At 61.1% G+C, this 19111-nt stretch carries 17 protein-coding genes; 10 read left to right on the top strand and 7 right to left on the bottom strand.

From position 1 onward, the window contains the following. Window positions 1–45 precede the first annotated feature (45 nt). Genes moaB through ACWNC0_RS14270 form a run of 3 tightly spaced genes read right to left on the bottom strand, consistent with a single transcriptional unit; the run spans window position 46 to window position 3067 of the window. Window positions 46–573 (bottom strand): molybdenum cofactor biosynthesis protein B, encoded by a 528-nt coding sequence (moaB, locus tag ACWNC0_RS14280; RefSeq protein ID WP_196226019.1) that lies wholly within the window; start codon window positions 571–573, stop codon window positions 46–48. Continuing rightward, complete coding sequence (locus ACWNC0_RS14275; RefSeq protein ID WP_449472464.1) at window positions 573–2360, bottom strand: lytic transglycosylase domain-containing protein; 1788 nt, start codon at window positions 2358–2360, stop codon at window positions 573–575. The genes moaB and ACWNC0_RS14275 overlap by 1 nt, the downstream gene beginning before the upstream one ends. Next, window positions 2357–3067: a uracil-DNA glycosylase family protein gene (locus tag ACWNC0_RS14270; protein ID WP_449472462.1), complete on the bottom strand. Its 711-nt coding sequence runs from the start codon at window positions 3065–3067 to the stop codon at window positions 2357–2359. The genes ACWNC0_RS14275 and ACWNC0_RS14270 overlap by 4 nt, the downstream gene beginning before the upstream one ends. A gap of 138 nt (window positions 3068–3205) precedes the next feature. Here ACWNC0_RS14270 and ACWNC0_RS14265 point away from each other — a divergent pair, with 138 nt between their 5' ends. The 8 genes from ACWNC0_RS14265 to ACWNC0_RS14230 are packed head-to-tail and all read left to right on the top strand — an operon-like array spanning window position 3206 to window position 12804. Next, a complete protein-coding gene (locus tag ACWNC0_RS14265) occupies window positions 3206–4858 on the top strand; it encodes a 4Fe-4S dicluster domain-containing protein (protein WP_449472460.1) in 1653 nt (550 codons plus the stop codon). A 16-nt stretch (window positions 4859–4874) separates the two neighbouring features. Next, complete coding sequence (locus ACWNC0_RS14260) at window positions 4875–6506, top strand: tetratricopeptide repeat protein (protein ID WP_449472458.1); 1632 nt, start codon at window positions 4875–4877, stop codon at window positions 6504–6506. Then, window positions 6493–7362: a 4-(cytidine 5'-diphospho)-2-C-methyl-D-erythritol kinase gene (locus ACWNC0_RS14255; RefSeq protein ID WP_449472456.1), complete on the top strand. Its 870-nt coding sequence runs from the start codon at window positions 6493–6495 to the stop codon at window positions 7360–7362. The genes ACWNC0_RS14260 and ACWNC0_RS14255 overlap by 14 nt, the downstream gene beginning before the upstream one ends. After that, on the top strand, window positions 7359–8075 hold the full coding sequence (locus ACWNC0_RS14250; RefSeq protein WP_449472454.1) for an N-formylglutamate amidohydrolase: 717 nt from the start codon (window positions 7359–7361) through the stop codon (window positions 8073–8075). The genes ACWNC0_RS14255 and ACWNC0_RS14250 overlap by 4 nt, the downstream gene beginning before the upstream one ends. Before the next feature lie 44 nt (window positions 8076–8119). Beyond that, complete coding sequence (gene ilvD, locus ACWNC0_RS14245) at window positions 8120–9841, top strand: dihydroxy-acid dehydratase (RefSeq protein WP_449472452.1); 1722 nt, start codon at window positions 8120–8122, stop codon at window positions 9839–9841. Next, window positions 9822–10205, top strand: coding sequence for a hypothetical protein (locus tag ACWNC0_RS14240; protein WP_449472450.1), 384 nt, complete (start codon window positions 9822–9824; stop codon window positions 10203–10205). The genes ilvD and ACWNC0_RS14240 overlap by 20 nt, the downstream gene beginning before the upstream one ends. Beyond that, entirely contained in the window at window positions 10202–11593 is a 1392-nt protein-coding gene (locus tag ACWNC0_RS14235; protein WP_449472448.1) for an NAD(P)H-hydrate dehydratase, read from the top strand. The genes ACWNC0_RS14240 and ACWNC0_RS14235 overlap by 4 nt, the downstream gene beginning before the upstream one ends. Further along, window positions 11590–12804 (top strand): class I SAM-dependent RNA methyltransferase, encoded by a 1215-nt coding sequence (locus tag ACWNC0_RS14230; protein WP_449472446.1) that lies wholly within the window; start codon window positions 11590–11592, stop codon window positions 12802–12804. The genes ACWNC0_RS14235 and ACWNC0_RS14230 overlap by 4 nt, the downstream gene beginning before the upstream one ends. 67 nt (window positions 12805–12871) lie before the next feature. Here ACWNC0_RS14230 and ACWNC0_RS14225 read toward each other — a convergent pair whose 3' ends face one another. The 3 genes from ACWNC0_RS14225 to ACWNC0_RS14215 all read right to left on the bottom strand — a co-directional run bounded on the left by ACWNC0_RS14225 (window position 12872) and on the right by ACWNC0_RS14215 (window position 16699). Then, window positions 12872–14062, bottom strand: coding sequence for a type III PLP-dependent enzyme (locus ACWNC0_RS14225; RefSeq protein ID WP_449472444.1), 1191 nt, complete (start codon window positions 14060–14062; stop codon window positions 12872–12874). 149 nt (window positions 14063–14211) lie between these two features. Next, window positions 14212–15384: a carboxynorspermidine decarboxylase gene (locus ACWNC0_RS14220; protein WP_449472443.1), complete on the bottom strand. Its 1173-nt coding sequence runs from the start codon at window positions 15382–15384 to the stop codon at window positions 14212–14214. 109 nt (window positions 15385–15493) lie between these two features. Then, window positions 15494–16699 (bottom strand): saccharopine dehydrogenase family protein, encoded by a 1206-nt coding sequence (locus tag ACWNC0_RS14215; protein ID WP_449472441.1) that lies wholly within the window; start codon window positions 16697–16699, stop codon window positions 15494–15496. A 122-nt stretch (window positions 16700–16821) separates the two neighbouring features. Here ACWNC0_RS14215 and ACWNC0_RS14210 point away from each other — a divergent pair, with 122 nt between their 5' ends. Then, window positions 16822–17091: a DUF1801 domain-containing protein gene (locus tag ACWNC0_RS14210; protein WP_449472439.1), complete on the top strand. Its 270-nt coding sequence runs from the start codon at window positions 16822–16824 to the stop codon at window positions 17089–17091. A 185-nt stretch (window positions 17092–17276) separates the two neighbouring features. Here the strand turns inward: ACWNC0_RS14210 and ACWNC0_RS14205 are convergent, their stop codons facing one another. Beyond that, complete coding sequence (locus ACWNC0_RS14205) at window positions 17277–17624, bottom strand: GFA family protein (protein WP_449472437.1); 348 nt, start codon at window positions 17622–17624, stop codon at window positions 17277–17279. Window positions 17625–17758: 134 nt separating this feature from the next. On the opposite strand from ACWNC0_RS14205, the gene ACWNC0_RS14200 reads away from it, so the two are divergent. After that, window positions 17759–19108 (top strand): hypothetical protein, encoded by a 1350-nt coding sequence (locus ACWNC0_RS14200; protein WP_449472435.1) that lies wholly within the window; start codon window positions 17759–17761, stop codon window positions 19106–19108. Window positions 19109–19111: the final 3 nt, after the last annotated feature.

Raw genomic sequence — 19111 nt, 5'->3', positions numbered from 1 at the left:
GCTCCATTAGAACATAATAGGAACATTGTAGCAAGGGCCAGTTCGTCAGCGCTCCATCAAGCGGGGCATCAGTTCGACGAAATTGCAGGGGCGATAACGGCTGTCGAGTTGGGTGGAGAGAATGCCGTCCCAAGCATCCTTCACCGCGCCGGTAGAACCTGGCAGTGCGAAGATATAGGTCCCGCGCGAGACGCAGGCGGTGGCTCGCGACTGTATCGTCGAGGTTCCGATTGTCTGGTAGCTGAGCCAGCGGAACAGTTCGCCGAAGCCAGGTATTTCCTTGTCCTGGACCTGGGCGATCGCTTCCGGGGTCACATCGCGACCGGTGACGCCCGTGCCTCCCGTGGAGATGATGCAATCAATCTGTGGATCGTCAATCCAGCTGTGCAGGCGCGCAACGATGGCGGCTCGATCATCTTTTTCGATATAGCGCGCAGCCAATATGTGGCCCGCAGCCTTTATCCGCTCGACCAAGGTGTCGCCGGATCGATCGTCTGCAAGGCCTCTGCTGTCGGACACCGTCAGGACCGCAATTCGCACCGGCAGAAATGGCCGGTCCTCATCGATCGGCATTAGTCAGAGCCGCCCGCGATGCTGGGTGCGGACAGATTGCTGTTCTGGCTCAGCCTGACCATGCGCGTCCCCTTGGCGGTGGGGAAAGTCGGCCACATGCCTTGCGCCATGCCGGTGAGGCAATCGGCGCTGCCCTTCGCCTGGATTTGGTACATCCAGTAGTTGCGCATGACGATGTTCACATAAGCGCGGGTTTCATAATAGGGCAGCGACTCCATGAACAGGAGAGGGTCGCCATTGTCCTTGACCTCGCTGTTCCACCGTTCGACGGGCAGGGGGCCTGCATTATAGGCGGCCATGACCTTGGGCAGCAGCCCGCCGGTGGCGCTCATGTTGCGGAGATTTTCCAGGTAACGCTGGCCATATTCCATGTTGGTCGATGGCACGAAGAGTTGGGCAGGGGAGGAAAGGCCCATGTCGCTGCCGGTGCCAGGCAGGACCTGCATCAGGCCGCGGGCACCTGCACTGCTGACGACGTCGCTACGGAACCCTGATTCCTGAAGTGTGTGGGCATAGATCAATGCGGGATCGACGCGCCATCCCCCATCCGGACGCCAGTCGGGCGTCGGGAAGCGGGCGAAGCTGCCAGGCTGTTTACCCGCCGGACCATTGTGCGCGAGCCAAAGCTGGGTGGCGGGAAGGCTGAGAGCGTTGGCCAGTTTCAGCAGCGCGTCATATTGGGCCGCGCCGCCCAGCCGCGCCTGGTGGCGGATGAACTGGTCGGCCTTCGCGATCTGCCCGATGGACGCAAGAGCAATGGCCGCGCGGACATTCGGGCTGTCCTTGAGCTGTTGCCAATCGGCTGCGCCAAAGTGGGGCGCCATTTTGGCGCCGCCAACGGGCATGCCCAGCGTCTCCCGGGCAAGCAAGCCATAGAAGGTTTCATCGGATCGAGCTGCCGTCTTCAGAAAGCTTTCGACCTTTTCGGCCTGACCGCAGACCATATAGGCGCGGGAAGCCCAATAGGCTCCCGCTGCACGCATGTCGGCATTTCCAGCGAGAGCCGCAACATTGGCGAACGCAGGTGCGGCTGTGGCACAGTCATGCTGGCGCCACGACGCAAGGCCCAGCGTCCAGTGCGCTTGCACCGTCCAGTCGGTGCTCGAACGGGTTTCGAGCGCTCGGTTGGCCATGCGGCGTGCGTCGGCGTCGTTATTCTCGATATAATAGGACCAGGCGACACGCTGGCGCACTTCCGTCACGCCTTCAGGGGTGAGGCCGATTTCCCCGGACGCCAGCAGCGTTTCCGCTCCGATAGGATCGTCATTCTTAATGAAAGGCGTGATCTGGCCAACCAGCGCCTGGGCCAGCAGGTCGGTCTTCGTCGTGGCGACATATTCGCGGCGGGGGGCCGAACCCAGCCATACCATCTTCTGGATTTGCGGGAGGGTTGGCAGGATCGTCGCGCCGCGCTTTTGCGCGAGCCGCGAAAGTTGATCTGCGTTGGGCAGCCAAGCCGCTTTGTTCACAAGGTCGAGCACATCGAACAGCTCAACGCGTGGGGAGTCCTTCGCCACATAGAGGTCGGAGAGAGCAACGAAACGCATCGGATCCTGCGGATCCAACGCCAGGATCATGGCTTTTGCGTCAGCCCAACTCTGACTCGTCAGCGCGGCGTATATGGCGGAGTAACGCCCCTTGTCGGCGTCATTGATGGACAAGGCGGAGTTGAAGTCGGACCTGAATGCTGCGGCCGACGGCGCGTTATCCGCTTTTGCGGGCATGGCTGCGGCGGCACTCATGGCGGCGAGAGCCAGACAGGAAGATCGGGTGAGCGCGCGAATCACTGATGCATATCCTCGACCAGGCGTTGCAATGTGCGCCAACATTCCGCTTTCGCTGCGGGCTGCCCGAGCAGGAGCCGCGGGTGGAAAGTGGCTAAAGCAGGCACAATGCCGCCATCATGGTTAAAAAAGTGTAAACTTTCCATCCCTTGCTTGTCTTGTACGGGAAGGAATGTGCGGATCGTCCGGTCGCCCAGAATTAGCAGCTTGCCGGGAGCTGCGAGGGAAACATGGGTGCGCATGCGATCGGCCGCAGCATTCAGATCCGCCGCCTCCACCATGCCGCCGGGTGGGCGCGCGCAAAAGAGGGAAGCGATGTAGACCGTTTCACGCGACAAGCCGATGGCAGAGAGCATGGCGTCGAACAAGCGTCCGGCGCCGTCGGCAAGCAATGTGCCTGCGTCCATGTCGGCCGGATCGGGCATGTCCGTGATCACCATCAGCGGAGATCCAGCTTGTCCCTGCGGCAATATGGGCGTTCCGGCCCAGCGGCGCTCGGGTTGTCCCGCATCCTCAGCGAGCCAGGCCGTGAAATCCTGAAGCGATCCGGGCTTCTTCACTGTGGCGGGAGAGGAAGTGGACGATGGCGGGGCGGCAGCTGGCGTTGGGCGCAGCCAATTCACCGGCGTTTCCGTCGTCGCGCCATCAACGCCCGCCATGTCCCACCATGCCAGATAGGCGCTGGCAGCATCGGCCAAGTCTTCCGTCATTCCCCGCATCGTTCTTCTAGGGCCAGAGGTTGACGCCGGGGTCAAGAATCTTCATCGGCAACCAGTGGTAAATCGTTTGAGTAATGCGGCGGCCGGACAGGAGAGGGAAACTATCCGGCCCGTCTCGATGGAGGGATTATGAGCGAACGGGAATCGATGCCCTATGACATCGTCATCGTCGGCGGGGGACCGGCGGGGCTGTCCGCGGCGATCAGGCTGAAGCAGCTGGCCAATGACGCCGGTCAGGAACTGGCGGTGTGCGTTCTGGAAAAAGGGTCCGAGATCGGCGCCCATATTCTGTCGGGCGCGGTGATCGATCCCAAGGCGCTGGATGAATTGCTGCCGGACTGGCGCGCCATGGGCTGTTCGCTTGCCGAGGTTCCCGTGCGCGATAACCAGCACTGGTTCCTGACCAAGCGCGGCAAATTGCCCGTGCCCCACATCGCCACGCCGCGATGGATGCACAACAAGGGGACCTATACCGGGTCGCTGGGCAATCTGTGCCGCTGGCTTGCCGAGCAGGCTGAGGGCCTGGGTGTCGAAATATTCCCCGGCTTCGCCGCCGCCGAAATTCTCTACAATGAAGATGGTAGCGTAAAAGGCGTTGCCACCGGCGACATGGGTATCGACCGGGAAGGCAATCGCAAGGGCGATTATCAGCCGGGGCTGGAACTGCACGCCAAATATACCTTCTTCGCGGAAGGCGCGCGCGGCCACCTGACCAAGATCCTCAAGCGCCAGTTCGAACTGGACAAGGATTGTGAACCGCAGGTCTATGGCCTGGGCATGAAGGAATTGTGGGATATCGATCCCGCCAAGCACAAGCCGGGCCTGGTCATCCACACGCAGGCTTGGCCGCTGACTGACGCCTACGGCGGCGGCTTCCTTTATCATCAGGCCAACGGGCAGGTTGCGATCGGCTTTGTGGTTGGCCTCGGATACCGCAACCCCTACCTCTATCCCTTCGAGGAGTTCCAGCGCTGGAAACAGCACCCGGCGATCCGCCAGTATCTGGAGGGCGGGCGCCGCGTGTCCTATGGCGCGCGCGTGATCAATGAAGGTGGTTGGCAGTCGGTGCCGAAGCTGGTGTTCCCCGGCGGTGCGCTGATTGGTTGCTCGGCAGGCTTCGTCAATGTGCCGCGCATCAAGGGCACGCATACGGCGATGAAGTCCGGCATGCTGGCGGCCGAGGCGGCGTTTGAAGCGATTCAGAACGAACGCTCGCGCGATGTCCTGCACGACTATGATGATCGCCTGCGGTCGAGCTGGATCGCGGACGAATTGAAGCTGGTCAAGAATGCCGAGCCGCTGCTGGCCAAGTTCGGCAATACGATCGGCACGTTGCTGGCGGGTGTCGATATGTGGATGCGCACGCTGAAGATCGGCCTGCCCTTCACGATGAAGCACAAGCCGGACAATGAAAAGATCTGGCCCAAGGAGATCGGGCACAAGATCGACTATCCCAAGCCCGATGGGGTGATCAGCTTTGATCGGCTGTCCTCTGTGTTCCTGTCGAACACCAATCATGAGGAGGACCAGCCGGTTCACCTCCAGTTGAAGGACCCGTCGATCCCGATCGCCTACAACCTGCCCATGTATGACGAACCGGCGCAGCGTTACTGCCCGGCAGGGGTCTATGAGGTGGTTGGGCAGGAAGAGGGCAATCCCCGGTTCCAGATCAACGCCCAGAACTGTGTCCACTGCAAGACGTGTGACATCAAGGACCCGACGCAGAACATCAACTGGGTCGTGCCCGAAGGCGGCGGGGGGCCGAACTATCCCAACATGTAGGCGCCTGCTCTCTGCGATGTTGCTGCCGATGCTGCTGGCTTCCCCTGCTGGCGCATCGGTGGATCGGTCGAGCGCGCTGCATGCCTATGCGCGGGGCAGGTTGGCCGACAGTGATGGAGCGGCGCGCATTGCGCTTAATAACTATCGCGCTGCGCTGGCCGGGGATTCGGACAGCGTGGAGGTGGCGAGGCGTTCCTATCTGCATGCTTTGATGAGCGGCGACATGGCTCTGGCCATGCGATCGGCAAGGCTGCTCGACGCCAAAGGCCTGATGCCGAGGGACGGGACGCTCCTGTTCCTTGGCGAAGCTTTGGCCCGAAGGGATTGGAAGGCGGCCGGTCAGATCACGGATCGGGTCGCGGCTGAAGGCAATTTCGGGTTTCTGGCGCCGATAATTCGCAGCTGGATTGCGGTGGGTGAAGGCCGGGTTGCGCCGCCGGAGATCGACCCGGCGGATCGCTATGCCTCCCTCGCGCGGCGATACATTGATGAGCATATCGCGCTCCAGGCGCTTGGCCGTGGAGACGTTGCGGGCGCTGGGCTGGCGATCAATCGCGCGCTCGGGCTGCGCACGGTCGAACTCGCCGAAATGCGGCTGACCTTCGCGGCGCAGCTTGCGGCTCGGGGCGCAAGAACGGAGGCGATGGCTTTGCTTCCTGATGGGCGGGCCGACTATGCTCTGGCGCGGAAGAATATCGCGCGCAAACGCGGAGTCGGGGAAGCAGGGCGAGCGCTGACGCCAGCGCAGGGGTTTGCCCGGCTGTTTGTGCGTTTGGCTGCCGACATTTCATCTGATGAGAGCACGCGTATGCTGGCGATCAGGCTGGCTCGCATCGCCAGCTTCGCCAATCCCGGCGGCGCTGATGGCAGGCTGGCCCTGGCGCAATTGCTGACCGAGGCCGGGCGCGGGGACCAGGCTGTGTCTGAACTGAACCAGGTCGCGCCAGAAGGTTGGTTTGGATCGCTCAGGCAGGCGGCGATGGTCAATGCACTCGCGGCGTCTGATGACAGCACGGCAGCAATATCGCTCGCCCGCTCCCTGGCTAACGCATCGGGTGCGGATGTGGATCATATGGTGAAGCTGGGGCAGTTGCTGGCGCAAGCGAAGGATTTCACCGGGGCTGCTGACGCTTTCCGGATGGCCGAAGGGCGCTACGGCGCGGACAATGTGCCTTGGGCTCTGTTGCTGATGCAGGGCAGTGCGCTTGAGCAGGCGGGCCGCTGGGACGAAGCGCGTGCAGCCCTGGAGCGCGCTGCGAAGATCGCGCCCAATGAACCGGCGGTGCTGAACTATTTGGGCTATGCTCAGGTCGAGCGGCGACAGAATGTTCCGGCTGCGCTTGAACTTTTGAAGAAGGCGAGCGCCCTGAAACCAGACGACCCGTCCATAACGGACTCTCTTGGATGGGCGCATTTCGTGACCGGAGATGTGGAAACGGCTGTGCCTGTGCTGGAGCGTGCGGCGGAAGGTGCTCCGGCTGATGTGACCATCAACGAACATCTCGGCGACGCGTTATGGGCCGCCGGACGCCGCTATGAAGCGCGCTACGCCTGGCGGGCTGCGGCTGTCTTCGCGGAAGGAGAAGTGGCGGCGCGACTTCATGCGAAGGCGAAAACCGGGATGACGCCAGAATATGTCGCGCCCTGAAGCTGCAATGTTGTTGGAAACCGCCTTCGCAAAGGTGAATCTCGCCCTGCACGTGCGAGATCGGCGGCCGGATGGCTATCATGCGCTGGAAAGCCTGTTTGTGTTTGCGAAGGACGGAGACCTCCTCAGCGGAAGTCTAGGCCATGGGGAGGAAATCAGCCTGACGCTGGATGGGCCGTTCGGCAAGGCATTGGGCTCCGACACCGATAATCTCGTCATGAGAGCCGCCCGGGCGCTGCAGGACTATTTGGGTGAAGCGCGCGGCGCTGCGTTGAAGCTGACGAAAAACCTTCCGGTAGCATCGGGCATTGGCGGCGGCTCCGCCGATGCGGCGGCGACGTTGCGACTGCTGAACCGGTTGTGGGACGCACGACTTCCCGGCGCTGAACTGGAGCGCATCGGCCTGTCCCTGGGTTCGGACGTGCCAGCCTGCGTCAGCAGCGTTACGCAGATGGTGCGCGGCCGGGGCGAAGTGCTCGAGGCCCTGGATGTCAAAGGCTTGGAGGGGACGGCGATGCTCCTGGTCAATCCAGGTGTCGGCGTCTCCACGGCCGATGTCTTCAGTCGATGGGACCGGCTAGATCGAGGCCCCTTAACCGCTGCGACCCTCGACGATGTGATCGCAAGTGCGCGCAATGACCTGGAACCGGCGGCGATCGCCGTAGCGCCTGTCATTGCCGACGTGCTTTCCCTGCTACGGGAGCAAGTGGGTGTCAGGCTGGCTCGGATGTCGGGGTCTGGCGCAACCTGCTTTGCGTTGTTCGATGATCCGGGCGAGCGAGCAGTGGCTGCGCGGGCAATATCAGCGACGCAACCCGGCTGGTGGGTAATGGAAACGGAGATCGGCGGAGCGTGAGCGAGGCATTTACACAGGTGGAAGGCGGCCCCCTCGACCTGCTCATCATCGCGGATCATGCGTCGGCTCACGTGCCTGCCGACATCGATCTGGATATCGATCCTGCCCTGCTGAGCAACCACATCGCCATAGACATCGGAGCGGCCGAGGTCAGCCGGTTACTGGCGGAGCAGTTGGGATGCACCGCGATATTGGGTGGCATTTCCAGGCTTGTGATCGACCTTAATCGTGAGGATGACGCGCCGGGCCTGCTGCCCGTGATGAGCGATGGTCATGTCATTCCGGGCAATCGCCATGCAGACCTTTCCGACCGGATGATCCGCTTTCATCATCCCTATCATCATCAGATCGGCGGACTGCTCGACGGAATGACGTCGCCTTTCATCCTCTCAGTGCACAGCTTCACCCCGCAACTGGCAAGTGACCCTGAAGCAGAACGGCCATGGGACATTGGCGTGCTTTACAATGAAGATGACCGTGCGGCCCGCATCGCCATTCCGATGCTGGAGGAGGCTGGCCTGATTGTCGGCGATCAGCTGCCCTATTCGGGGCGGTTGCTGAACGCGACCATGAACCGCCATGCCGAAGCCAATGGCATACCTTATCTCGGCATCGAGATGCGGCAGGATCTGGTGAGCGACGGCAACGGGCAAAGCCGCTTCGCCAGCATAATTGGCCCCATCGTGCTACAATGCCGCAATAGCCTTGCGTGACTCGTCCCTTTTTGGAAAGGAGGCGCGCAAGAAGGGTAGGTTTTATGTCTCATACATTCGACAAGTCGAAACTCCCGAGCCGCCACGTCTCGGTTGGTCCGGAGCGCGCTCCGCATCGTAGCTATTATTATGCGATGGGCCTGACTGAAGAAGAGATTGGCCGTCCCTTCGTAGGCATTGCGTCGGCGGGCAATGACAGCGCCCCGTGTAACACGACGCTCGACATGCAGGCGGACTTCTGCCGTCAGGGCGTGAATGAAGCAGGCGGCATGCCGCGCCGGTTCAACACCATCACCGTCACTGACGGCATCGCCATGGGCCATCAGGGCATGAAAAGCTCGCTGGCGAGCCGCGAAGTCATCGCGGATTCGGTCGAGCTTTCGGTGCGCGGCCACTGCTATGACGCTCTCGTCACTTTTGCCGGATGCGACAAGTCGTTGCCGGGCATGATGATGGCGATGCTGCGCCTGAATGTGCCGTCGATCTTCGTTTATGGCGGGTCGATCCTGCCGGGCCGTTTTGAAAATCGCGACGTTACCGTCGTCGATGTGTTCGAGGTGGTCGGCAAATATGCAGCGGGCGCTTGTCCGCTGAAGGATGTGATCGCGCTAGAAAAGGTGGCTTGCCCCGGACACGGCGCTTGCGGCGGTCAGTATACGGCGAACACCATGGCCTGTGTGGGTGAGGCGATCGGCCTCTCGCTGCCGAACAGCAACATGGCGCCTGCTCCCTACAAGAGCCGCGAAGAGGTCGCCGTCGCAGCGGGCCGTCAAGTGATGGAACTACTGGCGAAGAATATCCGTCCGCGTGATATCTGCACTCGTGAAGCCTTCGAGAATGCAGCCCGGATCGTCGCTGCGACGGGTGGCTCGACCAACGGAGCGCTGCACTTGCCGGCTATGGCGAACGAGTGCGGCATCGATTTCGACCTGTTCGACGTGGCGGAAATCTTCAAGTCGACGCCTTACATCGCTGACCTCAAGCCCGGCGGTAAATATGTCGCCAAGGATATGTACGATGCTGGCGGCATCTACATGCTGATGAAGACCTTGTTCGACAACGGCTTGCTGCATGGCGATTGCATGACCGTCACCGGCAAGACGATCGCCGAGAATATCGAGGAAGTGACCTGGAATCCTGACCAGAAGGTCATTTATGACGTCAAGTCGCCGATCACGCCGACCGGCGGGGTCGTGGGCTTGAAGGGGTCGCTTGCTCCCAATGGCGCGATCGTGAAGGTGGCGGGCATGCACCGCCTCCAGTTCGAAGGGCCTGCTCGCGTTTTCGATTGTGAGGAAGACGCTTTTGCGGCGGTCGAAGCGCGCGACATCGCCGAAGGATCGGTTATCGTCATCCGTTACGAAGGTCCCAAGGGCGGTCCCGGCATGCGCGAGATGCTGTCGACCACTGCCGCGCTGTACGGCCAGGGCATGGGCGAGAAGGTGGCGTTGATCACCGACGGGCGCTTCTCCGGCGCGACGCGCGGCTTCTGCATTGGCCATGTGGGGCCGGAAGCTGCCGAGGGCGGTCCGATCGCGCTGGTCGAGAATGGCGACCTCATCGCTATCGACGCCGAAGCAGGCACGATCGACCTGAAGGTTTCCGAGTCCGTGCTGGCCGAGCGGCAAAAGAACTGGAAGCCTCGCCAGAATGATTATCAGTCAGGCGCGCTCTGGCGCTATGCACAGAATGTGGGACCGGCTTACAAGGGGGCAGTGACGCATCCCGGAGCGAAGACCGAAACCCATGTCTATGCGGATATCTGAACAGATCGCCGGGGCGGGGCTCCTGTGCCTCGCTCTGGCAGGCTGTGATCAGGGCGAAGGGGCGCAGAGCCCCTTTGCGAACTCTGCATCGGAAAAGAGGGCTCTTGCGGACTGCGCGATCGGTGCCGACGCCAAATGGGCGCGCATTTGCGCGGTCGAGCAGGACGGAGAGCTTCTAATTATCCGCCACCCGGATGGTGGGTTCCGCCGTTTTCATATTCTGGACGACAGGCGGGGTCTGGCATCGGCTGATGGTGCCGAGCCCGCGAAGATCGCCGTAATTAGCGACGCTGTTATCGAAGTAAGCGCGGGTGAGGATCATTATCGGCTGCCCGCGACTATACCTCCGGCGGCTGTGCCATGACGGGGACGGCTATCCTGACCGCCGCCCAGATGCGGCAAGCCGAACAGGCCGTGTTCGCGAGTGGTATCCCACAATATGAACTCATGGAGCGCGCGGGGGCTGCGGCGGCAGAGGTCATCTGGCGCGCGGGCGGTCGGCGGGACCTTCTGGTGCTGTGCGGTCCAGGCAATAATGGCGGCGATGGCTTTGTCATTGCCCGTTTGCTGCGGGCGCGGGGTGTGCCCGTCCGTGTCGCCGCGTTGGGGGAAAGCCGCACGGATTCGAGCCGCCGTGCACGGGCAGCATGGAATGGGCCGATCGAGTCCCTCAATGACGCGGGTTCGGCAACCCAAATGGTCGATGCTCTATTCGGCACGGGGCTTTCGCGTGGGCTGGATACGGTTGTTGCCGAACGGCTGAACAGCCTCACGGAGCGAGCCGGTCTCAGCTACACCATCGATCTGCCGAGCGGGGTCGATACGAACAGTGGGGCACTGCTGTCCCCGGTGCCGCAATTCGACGTTTGCATTGCGCTGGGGGCGCTCAAGCCTGCTAATGTGCTGCATCCTGCGGCCGGTACGTTCAAGCGGCTGACTTGTGCGGACATTGGCGTGGGAGATGACGGAGCCGTTCATAGGCTTGCTCCGCCTCGCCTGACAGCGCCGGGAGCAACAGATCATAAATATAGCCGTGGACTGGTCGCCATAGTGGGCGGCAGCATGGCGGGGGCAGGGCGACTTGCTGCCGAGGCTGCGGCGCGCTCCGGCGCAGGCATGGTGCGACATCTGGTCGTGGACACAGGTTCTTCGACTGCGGACGCTATCGTGATGTTGCGGGCTGACGAGCCTGATCAGGTAGATGCGCAACTTCAGGACGAGAGGTTTGCGGCGGTGCTGGTCGGGCCTGGCTTGGGCAATGATGAGCATGCAGCCGATCGTTTGAAGGCAGTGCTGCAATGCGGTCATCCACTGGTGCTCGACGCTGACGCGCTAACATTATTGGCAACGGGGCAGGTAGGGCCAGTTCCGCCTTCGTCGATCCTGACCCCACATGAGGGGGAGTTCGTGAGGCTGTTTGGCGATCTGTCCGGTAGCAAGATTGATCGTTCGGTTGAAGCAGCCCAGCGAACGGGGGCGATAGTGATCCTCAAAGGATCGGATAGCATTATCGCGGCACCCGATGGCCGCGTTGCTGTAGCAACCGGCGCGTCGTCCTGGCTATCGACCGCCGGGACGGGGGATGTTCTGGCGGGCCTGGCGGCTGGACGGCTGGCGGTTGGGGGAGACCCGTTTCGCGCGGCGAGCGAAGCCGTGTGGCTTCATGGCGAGGCAGCGAGACGTGCAGGAGCGGCGTTTGTTGCGGATGATTTGATCACCCGGTTGCCAGCGGCTATCGCCTCCCGCCTGTGACCGACATCGACAATGATCTTGTAATTCGCATCGCCGCAAAGGGCGATGGCGTAACCGCCGATGGGAGGCACGTGCCGCTTGCAGCGCCGGGAGACAGGCTGGCGGCCGATGGCAGTCTTTCAACTGGTCCCCATCATGTTGAAGCGCCCTGTATTCATTTCCCCGCCTGTGGTGGGTGCGAACTGCAGCATGTCGATGAACAAAGCCTCGCTGAGTTCGTCACGGGGCGCGTGACCGGCGCCTTGATGGGGCAGGGCCTGCCGCTGGCGGCTGAGTCATTGCTGCCGCCTCATTTGTCGCCGCCCAGAACACGGCGCCGGACATCCTTACGGGCCGTTCGGGAGGGGCGGCGGATCGCCATCGGTTTTGCTGAATCGGGTAGTCACAAGCTGATCGATCTTGCGATGTGCGAGATATTGGAACCCCGGCTTTTTGCCCTGATCGAGCCGCTGAGAGCGTTGCTGCCCCTGATCTTGCCGGATAGGCGGGCCGCGCATGTTCGCATGTCCCTCATCGATCAGGGCGTGGACCTGCTTCTGGAGAATGTTCAGGTTTCGGGCTTGGCGGCGGACGAGGCGTTGCGTGACTTTGCTGCTGTTCACAGCTTGGCGCGATTGACGATCGATGAAGGCGATGGCCCGCAAACGCGCTGGGAGCCTGAGCCGGGCACGATGACATTTGGTGGCGTTGCCGTAGCCTTCCCTCCCTTCGCCTTTCTTCAGGCCACGCCGGATGGGGAAGCTGCTTTGCTGGAGGTCGTGAGAGAGGCTCTGCCTGCAGGCGGTGCGGTTGCCGACCTTTTTAGTGGGCTTGGCACATTCGCGCTGGGGGTCGGTAAGGAGCGTCCGGTATATGCGGCCGAGGGCGCGCGCGATCTGGTGCTGTCGCTCAAACTGGCGGCCAATCGCGCTCAACGGCGCATGGTTGCCGACCATCGCGATCTGTTCAGGCGTCCGCTGCTTCCTGAAGAATTGAACAGGTTTGCAGCGGTGGTGATCGATCCGCCCCGGGCGGGCGCGCGGGAGCAGGTGATGCAGTTGGCGGCGTCAACAGTGCCGGTGATCGCCTATGTTTCGTGCAACCCGGCAAGCTTTGCCCGCGATGCGGCGCATCTTGTGGCGAGCGGATATGTTTTGGACAAGGTGAAGCCGGTCGGCCAGTTCCGATGGTCGACCCATGTCGAACTGGCGGCGGTCTTTCGCCGACCTTAAAGAAAATCCCTCGCCACATATTTGCGGCGAGGGACAGGCACCCTCTCCAAAGGGGAGCTTGAGCCTTTTAGCCCAGCTTGATGACAGTTGCGCGACGGCGTGCCGGAACCGGATCGGCGTAGAGGCTGGCCATAGGCTCGTCCTCCACCTCAATGACCGCTTCTGATGTGAAGCCGTTGAACCCGGTGCGCATCGCCGCGCCATATGCGCCGAGCATGCCGATCTCGATATAGTCGCCCGCAGCCACATCGTCGGGCAGCATGAACGGACCCACCATGTGATCCATGTCGTCGCATGTCGGGCCGTAGAAGGAGAAGCCGTTTAGATCCGCCTCGCTCTCATCCTCGCGCAGCAGGGCGACTGGGAAACGCCAGCCGATATGTGCGGCGTCGAACAGCGCGCCGTAGGCACCGTCGTTGATGTAGAGTTCGGTGCCGCGACGACGCTCTACCCGCACGATGATGGAGCTATATTCGGCCGAAAGCGCGCGGCCAGGCTCGCACCACAGTTCGGCGGAATAGCTGATCGGCAGGCTCTCAAAGCCGCGATAGATAGCGTCGAAATAAGCTTCCAGCGCAGGCGGTTCCATGCCCGGATAAACGGACGGAAAACCGCCACCTACGTCGATGATGTCGACCGTAACCGCCGCATCGACGATCGCCGCGCGGACGCGTTCGATCGCGTCGCTATAGGCTTGCGGGCTCATCGCCTGACTACCCACATGGAAGCAGATGCCGAGCGCATCAGCAGCTTGACGGGTGGCCATCAGCAGTTCGCGGGTTTCGCCGAGTTCCGCGCCGAACTTGGACGCGAGGCTCAGTTCCGAATGTTCGGACGAGACGCGCAGGCGAACGCAGAGTTCAAGGTCCGTGGCGTCGTCGGTGGCACGCACAATCTTTTCCAGCTCGTCGATCGTGTCGAGCGAGAAGGTGCGCACGCCATGGACGTGATACGCCTCCGCAATGGCTTCTTCAGCCTTGACGGGGTGCATGAAGCACAGCTTTGCTTGCGGCAGCGTTTCCGCGACGAGGCGAACCTCGGCGATGGACGCAACGTCATAATGCGTGATTCCGCTGTCCCACAAAGTCCGGAGCAGGTCCGGCGAGGGATTGGCCTTTACAGCATAGAGCGAGCGCCCCGGAAACTTCTCAGCGAAGAATCGGGCGGCGCGGGCCGCAGCCTGCGGGCGGATCAGCGTTACCGGTGCTGCCGGTTTGAGGGCGGTCGCTACCCCCAGCGCGCTATGGTGCTTGTGCAACTCAAGGGACCTCCAGTGTAGTTCAGGGCATTAAAAGCTGCCTTGCGGTGGAAGTCCCATGGGGCAGCGGAACGGCGATATATGCGTAGGGGTCCCCCCTGTAAAGCGCATGCGTAAATTTTGTTGCGCGGGCGGGCATGAAGCGTGCGTCAGGAGAGACGGGACTTAAAATCCTCGTATGAAAACTGGCGGATTTGCTTGAGTTCGTCGGTTTGCGAGTTCCACAGCCAGATAGACGGGAGCGGTACACCGTTGAAGGTGTTGGTCTTTACCATCGAGTAGTGGGCTTGGTCGAGGAAGGCGATGCGCCGTCCCGGAGTCGCGCCGCCGGGGACTCGATAGTCGCCGATGATGTCGCCAGCCAGGCAGGAAGGGCCGCCGAATCGCGTGGCGGGACCGTCCGCCTCTTCATGCAGCATGGCGGGGCGGTAGGGCGCCTCTATGACGTCAGGCATGTGGCAGGTGGCTGAAATGTCGGTGATGGCGACGGGCATCCCATTGTCGATGACGTCCAGGATTTCGCCGATCAGGATTCCGGCATCGAGGGCCATTGCCTCGCCAGGTTCGATATAGAGTTCAAGTCCGGTCTGCGCTTTGATCCGCTGAAGGAAGGCGATCAGATCGTCGATCTGATAGTCGGCGCGGGTGACATGATGGCCACCGCCAAAATTCAGCCATTTGAGGCCATCGACATGCGGCATGACGCGCGATTCGATGGCTGCCCATGTGCGTTTGAGGGGCAGGAAATCCTGCTCGCAGAGATTGTGGACATGGAGGCCATCGACGCCTTCGAGATGCTCCGGACGTAGCTGGTCGATCGGAAAACCGAGGCGACTGTGGGGCTGCGAGGGGTCATATTTGGGGACTTCTCCCTCCGCGTGGAGGGGATTTATGCGCAAACCGATGTCGAAGTTCACACCGTTCATTCTGGCATCGTCGACGACGGGTTTGAGCCGCGCGATCTGGCCGGGGCTGTTGAAGATGACGTGGTCGGAGATTTTGAGGATCGCCGCCAGATCGTCCGGCTTATAGGCGGCGCAGTAGGTCGCGACCTCGCCGCCATATTCTTCGCGGCCGAGGCGGGCTTCGTAGATACCGGACGCGCAGACGCCGTCGAGATATTCGGCGACTACGGGGCCGAGGGACCACATGGAGAAGGCCTTGAGCGCGCCCAGCACCTTGATGCCCGCGCGATCGCCTATGTCGCGCAGGATGGACAGGTTGCGGCGGATCGCGGCCTCATCCACCACAAAGGCGGGTGAGGGGACGCGGTGCAGGTCGAAATGCGCGAAGGCGGCGGGGTCGCCGGCTTTGGTTTCCATGTTCAATACTCCGTCATCCCAGCGCAGGCTGGGATCTCAGGTGGTCGGGCACGGCGTGACGGCACGAGACCCCGGATCAAGTCCGGGGTGACGATCCCTTACGGGACCGTCAAAAGTCCAGCGGCTTGTCCAGTTCCTTCACCTGCCAGGGCAGGCCGTGCTTGTTCAGCATGTCCATGAAGGGGTCGGGATCGAACTGTTCGATGTTGAACACGCCTTCACCCTTCCATGCGCCGGTCAGCATCATAGCAGCGCCGATCATCGCCGGGACGCCGGTGGTGTAGCTGACCGCCTGATTGCCGGTTTCGGCATAGGCGTCCTCATGGTCGCAGACGTTGAGGACATAGACGGTCTTTTGCTTGCCGTCCTTCATGCCGGTCGCGATGTCGCCGATGTTGGTCTTGCCTTTGGTCGTGGAACCGAGGCTCGACGGCTCGGGGAGGACGGCTTTGAGGAACTGGAGCGGGACAATTTCCTGCCCGTTGTAGATCACCGGGTCGATGCGGGTCATGCCGACATTCTGGAGCACTTCAAGATGCTTGAGATAGGCGTCGCCGAAGGTCATCCAGAAGCGGATGCGTTTGATTTCCGGGTAGAATTTCGCGAGCGATTCCAGTTCCTCATGATACATGAGGTACATGTTCTTCTCACCGACCTGATCGAAGTTGAACGCCTGCTTGTGCTTCAGCGCAGGGCCTTCGACCCACTTGCCGCCTTCCCAGTGGCGCGAGGGCGCGGTCACTTCGCGGATGTTGATTTCCGGGTTGAAGTTGGTGGCGAAATGCTGGCCGTGGTCGCCGCCATTGCAGTCCAGAATGTCGAGCGTGTCGATCCAGTCGAGCAGATGCTTTTTGATGTAGGACGCGAAAACGCTGGTGACGCCGGGGTCGAAGCCCGAACCCAGCAGCGCCATGATGCCCGCTTCCTTGAAACGGTCCTGATAGGCCCACTGCCAGCTATATTCGAACTTGGGCGTGTCGCGCGGTTCGTAATTGGCGGTGTCGAGATAATCGGTCTTGGTCGCGAGGCAGGCGTCCATGATCGCCAGGTCCTGATAGGGCAGGGCCAGATTGACGACGAGCTTGGGCTGGACCTTTTCGATCAGGGCGATGGTTTCCGCGACATTGTCGGCGTCAACCTGCGCCACGTCGATGGTGACGCCGGTGCGCGCCTTCACCGATTCGGCTACCTTCTCGCAGCTGACGATGCGGCGGCTGGCGAGCGTGATATGGCTGAAAATGTCAGGGTTCATCGCCATCTTGTGAACCGCGACAGACCCGACGCCGCCTGCGCCAATGACCAGAACCTTGCTCAATTCCACTGCTCCATAGGTGAAGCGCGCCCTTTGCGCGAAAGCGCTCATATAGGGGCTACGCGTGACAGCGCAAAGTCAGTCTGGCAGAAGCAGGAACCTTCATCGAGGGATGGGCCGAACGGATGAGCGATGAGCAGCAGGCTTCCGCACTAATCGATGCGCGGATCGCGGAACTTGGCGATTGGCGGGGCGCGATGCTGGCGCGGGTCCGGGGGCTGATCAGGGAGGCTGATCCGGCAGTTGTCGAGGAATGGAAATGGCGCGGCGTTCCGACCTGGAGCCATTCCGGGATCATCTGCACGGGCGAGACTTACAAGGCGGTGGTGAAGCTGACCTTTGCCAAGGGGGCTTCGCTGGATGACCCGGCGGGGCTGTTCAACGCGAGTTCTTGAGGGCAATGTCAGGCGCGCGATCGATATCCGCGAGGGTGAGGATATCGATGCGGAGGCGTTCAAGGCGCTGGTGCTTGCGGCGGTTGCGCTGAATGAGGCGAAGCCGCCGCGGAGCAGGAAGAAGGCTTAGGCCGTCCCTTCGTGCGCCTCCGCGCGAGCAAAAATGCGGTGCGCGCGGTGCCGTCCTAGAAGCTGGCGCCGTCGACCTTCTTGATCTTGAGCGCGTCGATATCGACCGAGGGCACGCAGCGCAGGTTGATGGCGCGGGTCGGGCCGTCGGGGGAATTGCCCTCAGCGAAGGACTGCGTGCCGCAGATATTGCAGAAGCGGTGCGTGATCTTGTGCTTGTAGAATTGATAGTCGGTCAGCTTGTCCTCGCCACTGTCGAGGGTGAACTGGTCGGCGGGAATGAAGGTGAGGAGGAAGCCCTTGCGGCTGCAATGGGAGCAGTTGCAGGACATGGCTTCGGTGGGCGCGTCGGCGGCTACGGTGAAGGTGACTGCGCCGCAGTGGCAGCTTCCGGTGTAGGGCATGGGAGGACTCCTTTATGCTATCCAACAGCGAGAGCTTTGCGGCTCTCGGCTAATGCCCTGTTTAAAAAGACAACATTTGTCATTGCCGTCTGGCTCAGCTCCGATTAGCTCCGGAACTCATTCAGGGGGCAGGCATGAAGTCTAAATATCTCAAACATAGCCTTTTGGCTATTTCGATTATAGCAATGACATCTGGTTGCGGAGGCGGATCCGGCGAGGAATCTGCTCCTCCGGCACCATCAACGCCTGCCCCGACACCGACGCCCACAACCTTTTCGGTGGTAGCAGTCGGCCCACTTCTATCGACAGTGTTGATCGACGCTAATGGCAATGGTCAGTTTGGTGACGGCTCGGACGGCAACACTCCCACTTCAATGACCGGAACTTTCGGTACGGCCGTCACCGTCGCAAAGCCGTCCTGGATTAGTGGAACCATCCCGGCTTCTCCACTTTATCGTATGCAGGCCTTGGGTGTTGACTCAACTATGGGCTTTGCGTTTTCACGGTTGAGGGCACCAGTGGGGGCGTCGGTGATCTCGCCTCTCAGTACGGTGATTGACGCTCATGGAAATCAAGCAACCGTGCGAAATGCATTAGGCCTTTCGACTGGTCCTATGGCGCTGAGGAGTGAGACGAATTTGCTCACCTTCAATCCTGTTGAGGGTCGCAACAGCAGTAGTTCGATGGTGAGCGAAGATGCCGCGCGCATTACCACCATCAACATGCAGATATTGGCGTTGGGCGTTCTCACCAAGGATACGAACGGCGATTCGATAGATGCAAGCGTTTCCGTGCAGGAAGTAGCGAACTATCTGGCCCAGATTATAAATGAAACTGGGGACGCTCGCTTGACGGAAAAATCCGTCATCTTGGCGGCTTTGAATAAAAGTCGCAATGCGGTGTCTTCACCTCCAGGACGCCTGGAGGCTGCGGCGGACTTGCTTCAAAAATATTTTTCCGCAATGCCGGAAAGGCTTAGTGATGATACATCCATCAAAGCATGGGCATACGCCTATCGATTTTATGTTCTTCCGGAAATCGCCATTCTACTAGCGCAATGGCCCAACCCGGCGACCGCGCGGATCAGTTCGATCACAGAAGTAGACATTCAAACGGCAGTGCAAACATTCGCTTCAGCATCAGTCCCTGCTATGACCGACTATGTAGGTATAACGGATTATAGAGAACTGAACCCATTTAGCGTCGTGCCCTACTCATATACTGCACCAAATGACTGTAGTTCGATGCGGGCGCTCTTCTGCAATGACTATGTTCTGTTTTCAGGCATGCCATCAGGAGTAATAACGTCTGTCATCAATGACAATCCTAGCGAAATAGCTGTGTCATTGTCAGCGCAGGGTGTCGTAACAGTCTCGCGAGTTGGCAGTTTTATCGGTCTTAGCTCTTTTACCTATACCGGTCGTTCGCCAGAGGGGTTCGCTTCCAGAGGACAAGTATATGTTCGGGTGAGGGACACATACTGACGG

The sequence above is a fragment of the Sphingobium chungangianum genome, from assembly GCF_977014255.1.
The sequence above is the reverse complement of the archived record's forward strand: the minus strand, read 5'-3'. Positions and strand labels throughout refer to the sequence as shown.

What these genes read in the sequence shown, in the direction of transcription:
- moaB (WP_196226019.1), bottom strand. Translation starts at nt 573, where the DNA reads ATGCCGATCGATGAGGACCGGCCATTTCTGCCGGTGCGAATTGCGGTC.
- ACWNC0_RS14270 (WP_449472462.1), bottom strand. Translation starts at nt 3,067, where the DNA reads ATGACGGAAGACTTGGCCGATGCTGCCAGCGCCTATCTGGCATGGTGG.
- ACWNC0_RS14265 (WP_449472460.1), top strand. Translation starts at nt 3,206, where the DNA reads ATGAGCGAACGGGAATCGATGCCCTATGACATCGTCATCGTCGGCGGG.
- ACWNC0_RS14260 (WP_449472458.1), top strand. Translation starts at nt 4,875, where the DNA reads ATGTTGCTGCCGATGCTGCTGGCTTCCCCTGCTGGCGCATCGGTGGAT.
- ACWNC0_RS14255 (WP_449472456.1), top strand. Translation starts at nt 6,493, where the DNA reads ATGTCGCGCCCTGAAGCTGCAATGTTGTTGGAAACCGCCTTCGCAAAG.
- ilvD (WP_449472452.1), top strand. Translation starts at nt 8,120, where the DNA reads ATGTCTCATACATTCGACAAGTCGAAACTCCCGAGCCGCCACGTCTCG.
- ACWNC0_RS14240 (WP_449472450.1), top strand. Translation starts at nt 9,822, where the DNA reads ATGTCTATGCGGATATCTGAACAGATCGCCGGGGCGGGGCTCCTGTGC.
- ACWNC0_RS14235 (WP_449472448.1), top strand. Translation starts at nt 10,202, where the DNA reads ATGACGGGGACGGCTATCCTGACCGCCGCCCAGATGCGGCAAGCCGAA.
- ACWNC0_RS14220 (WP_449472443.1), bottom strand. Translation starts at nt 15,384, where the DNA reads ATGGAAACCAAAGCCGGCGACCCCGCCGCCTTCGCGCATTTCGACCTG.
- ACWNC0_RS14210 (WP_449472439.1), top strand. Translation starts at nt 16,822, where the DNA reads ATGAGCGATGAGCAGCAGGCTTCCGCACTAATCGATGCGCGGATCGCG.
- ACWNC0_RS14205 (WP_449472437.1), bottom strand. Translation starts at nt 17,624, where the DNA reads ATGCCCTACACCGGAAGCTGCCACTGCGGCGCAGTCACCTTCACCGTA.
- ACWNC0_RS14200 (WP_449472435.1), top strand. Translation starts at nt 17,759, where the DNA reads ATGAAGTCTAAATATCTCAAACATAGCCTTTTGGCTATTTCGATTATA.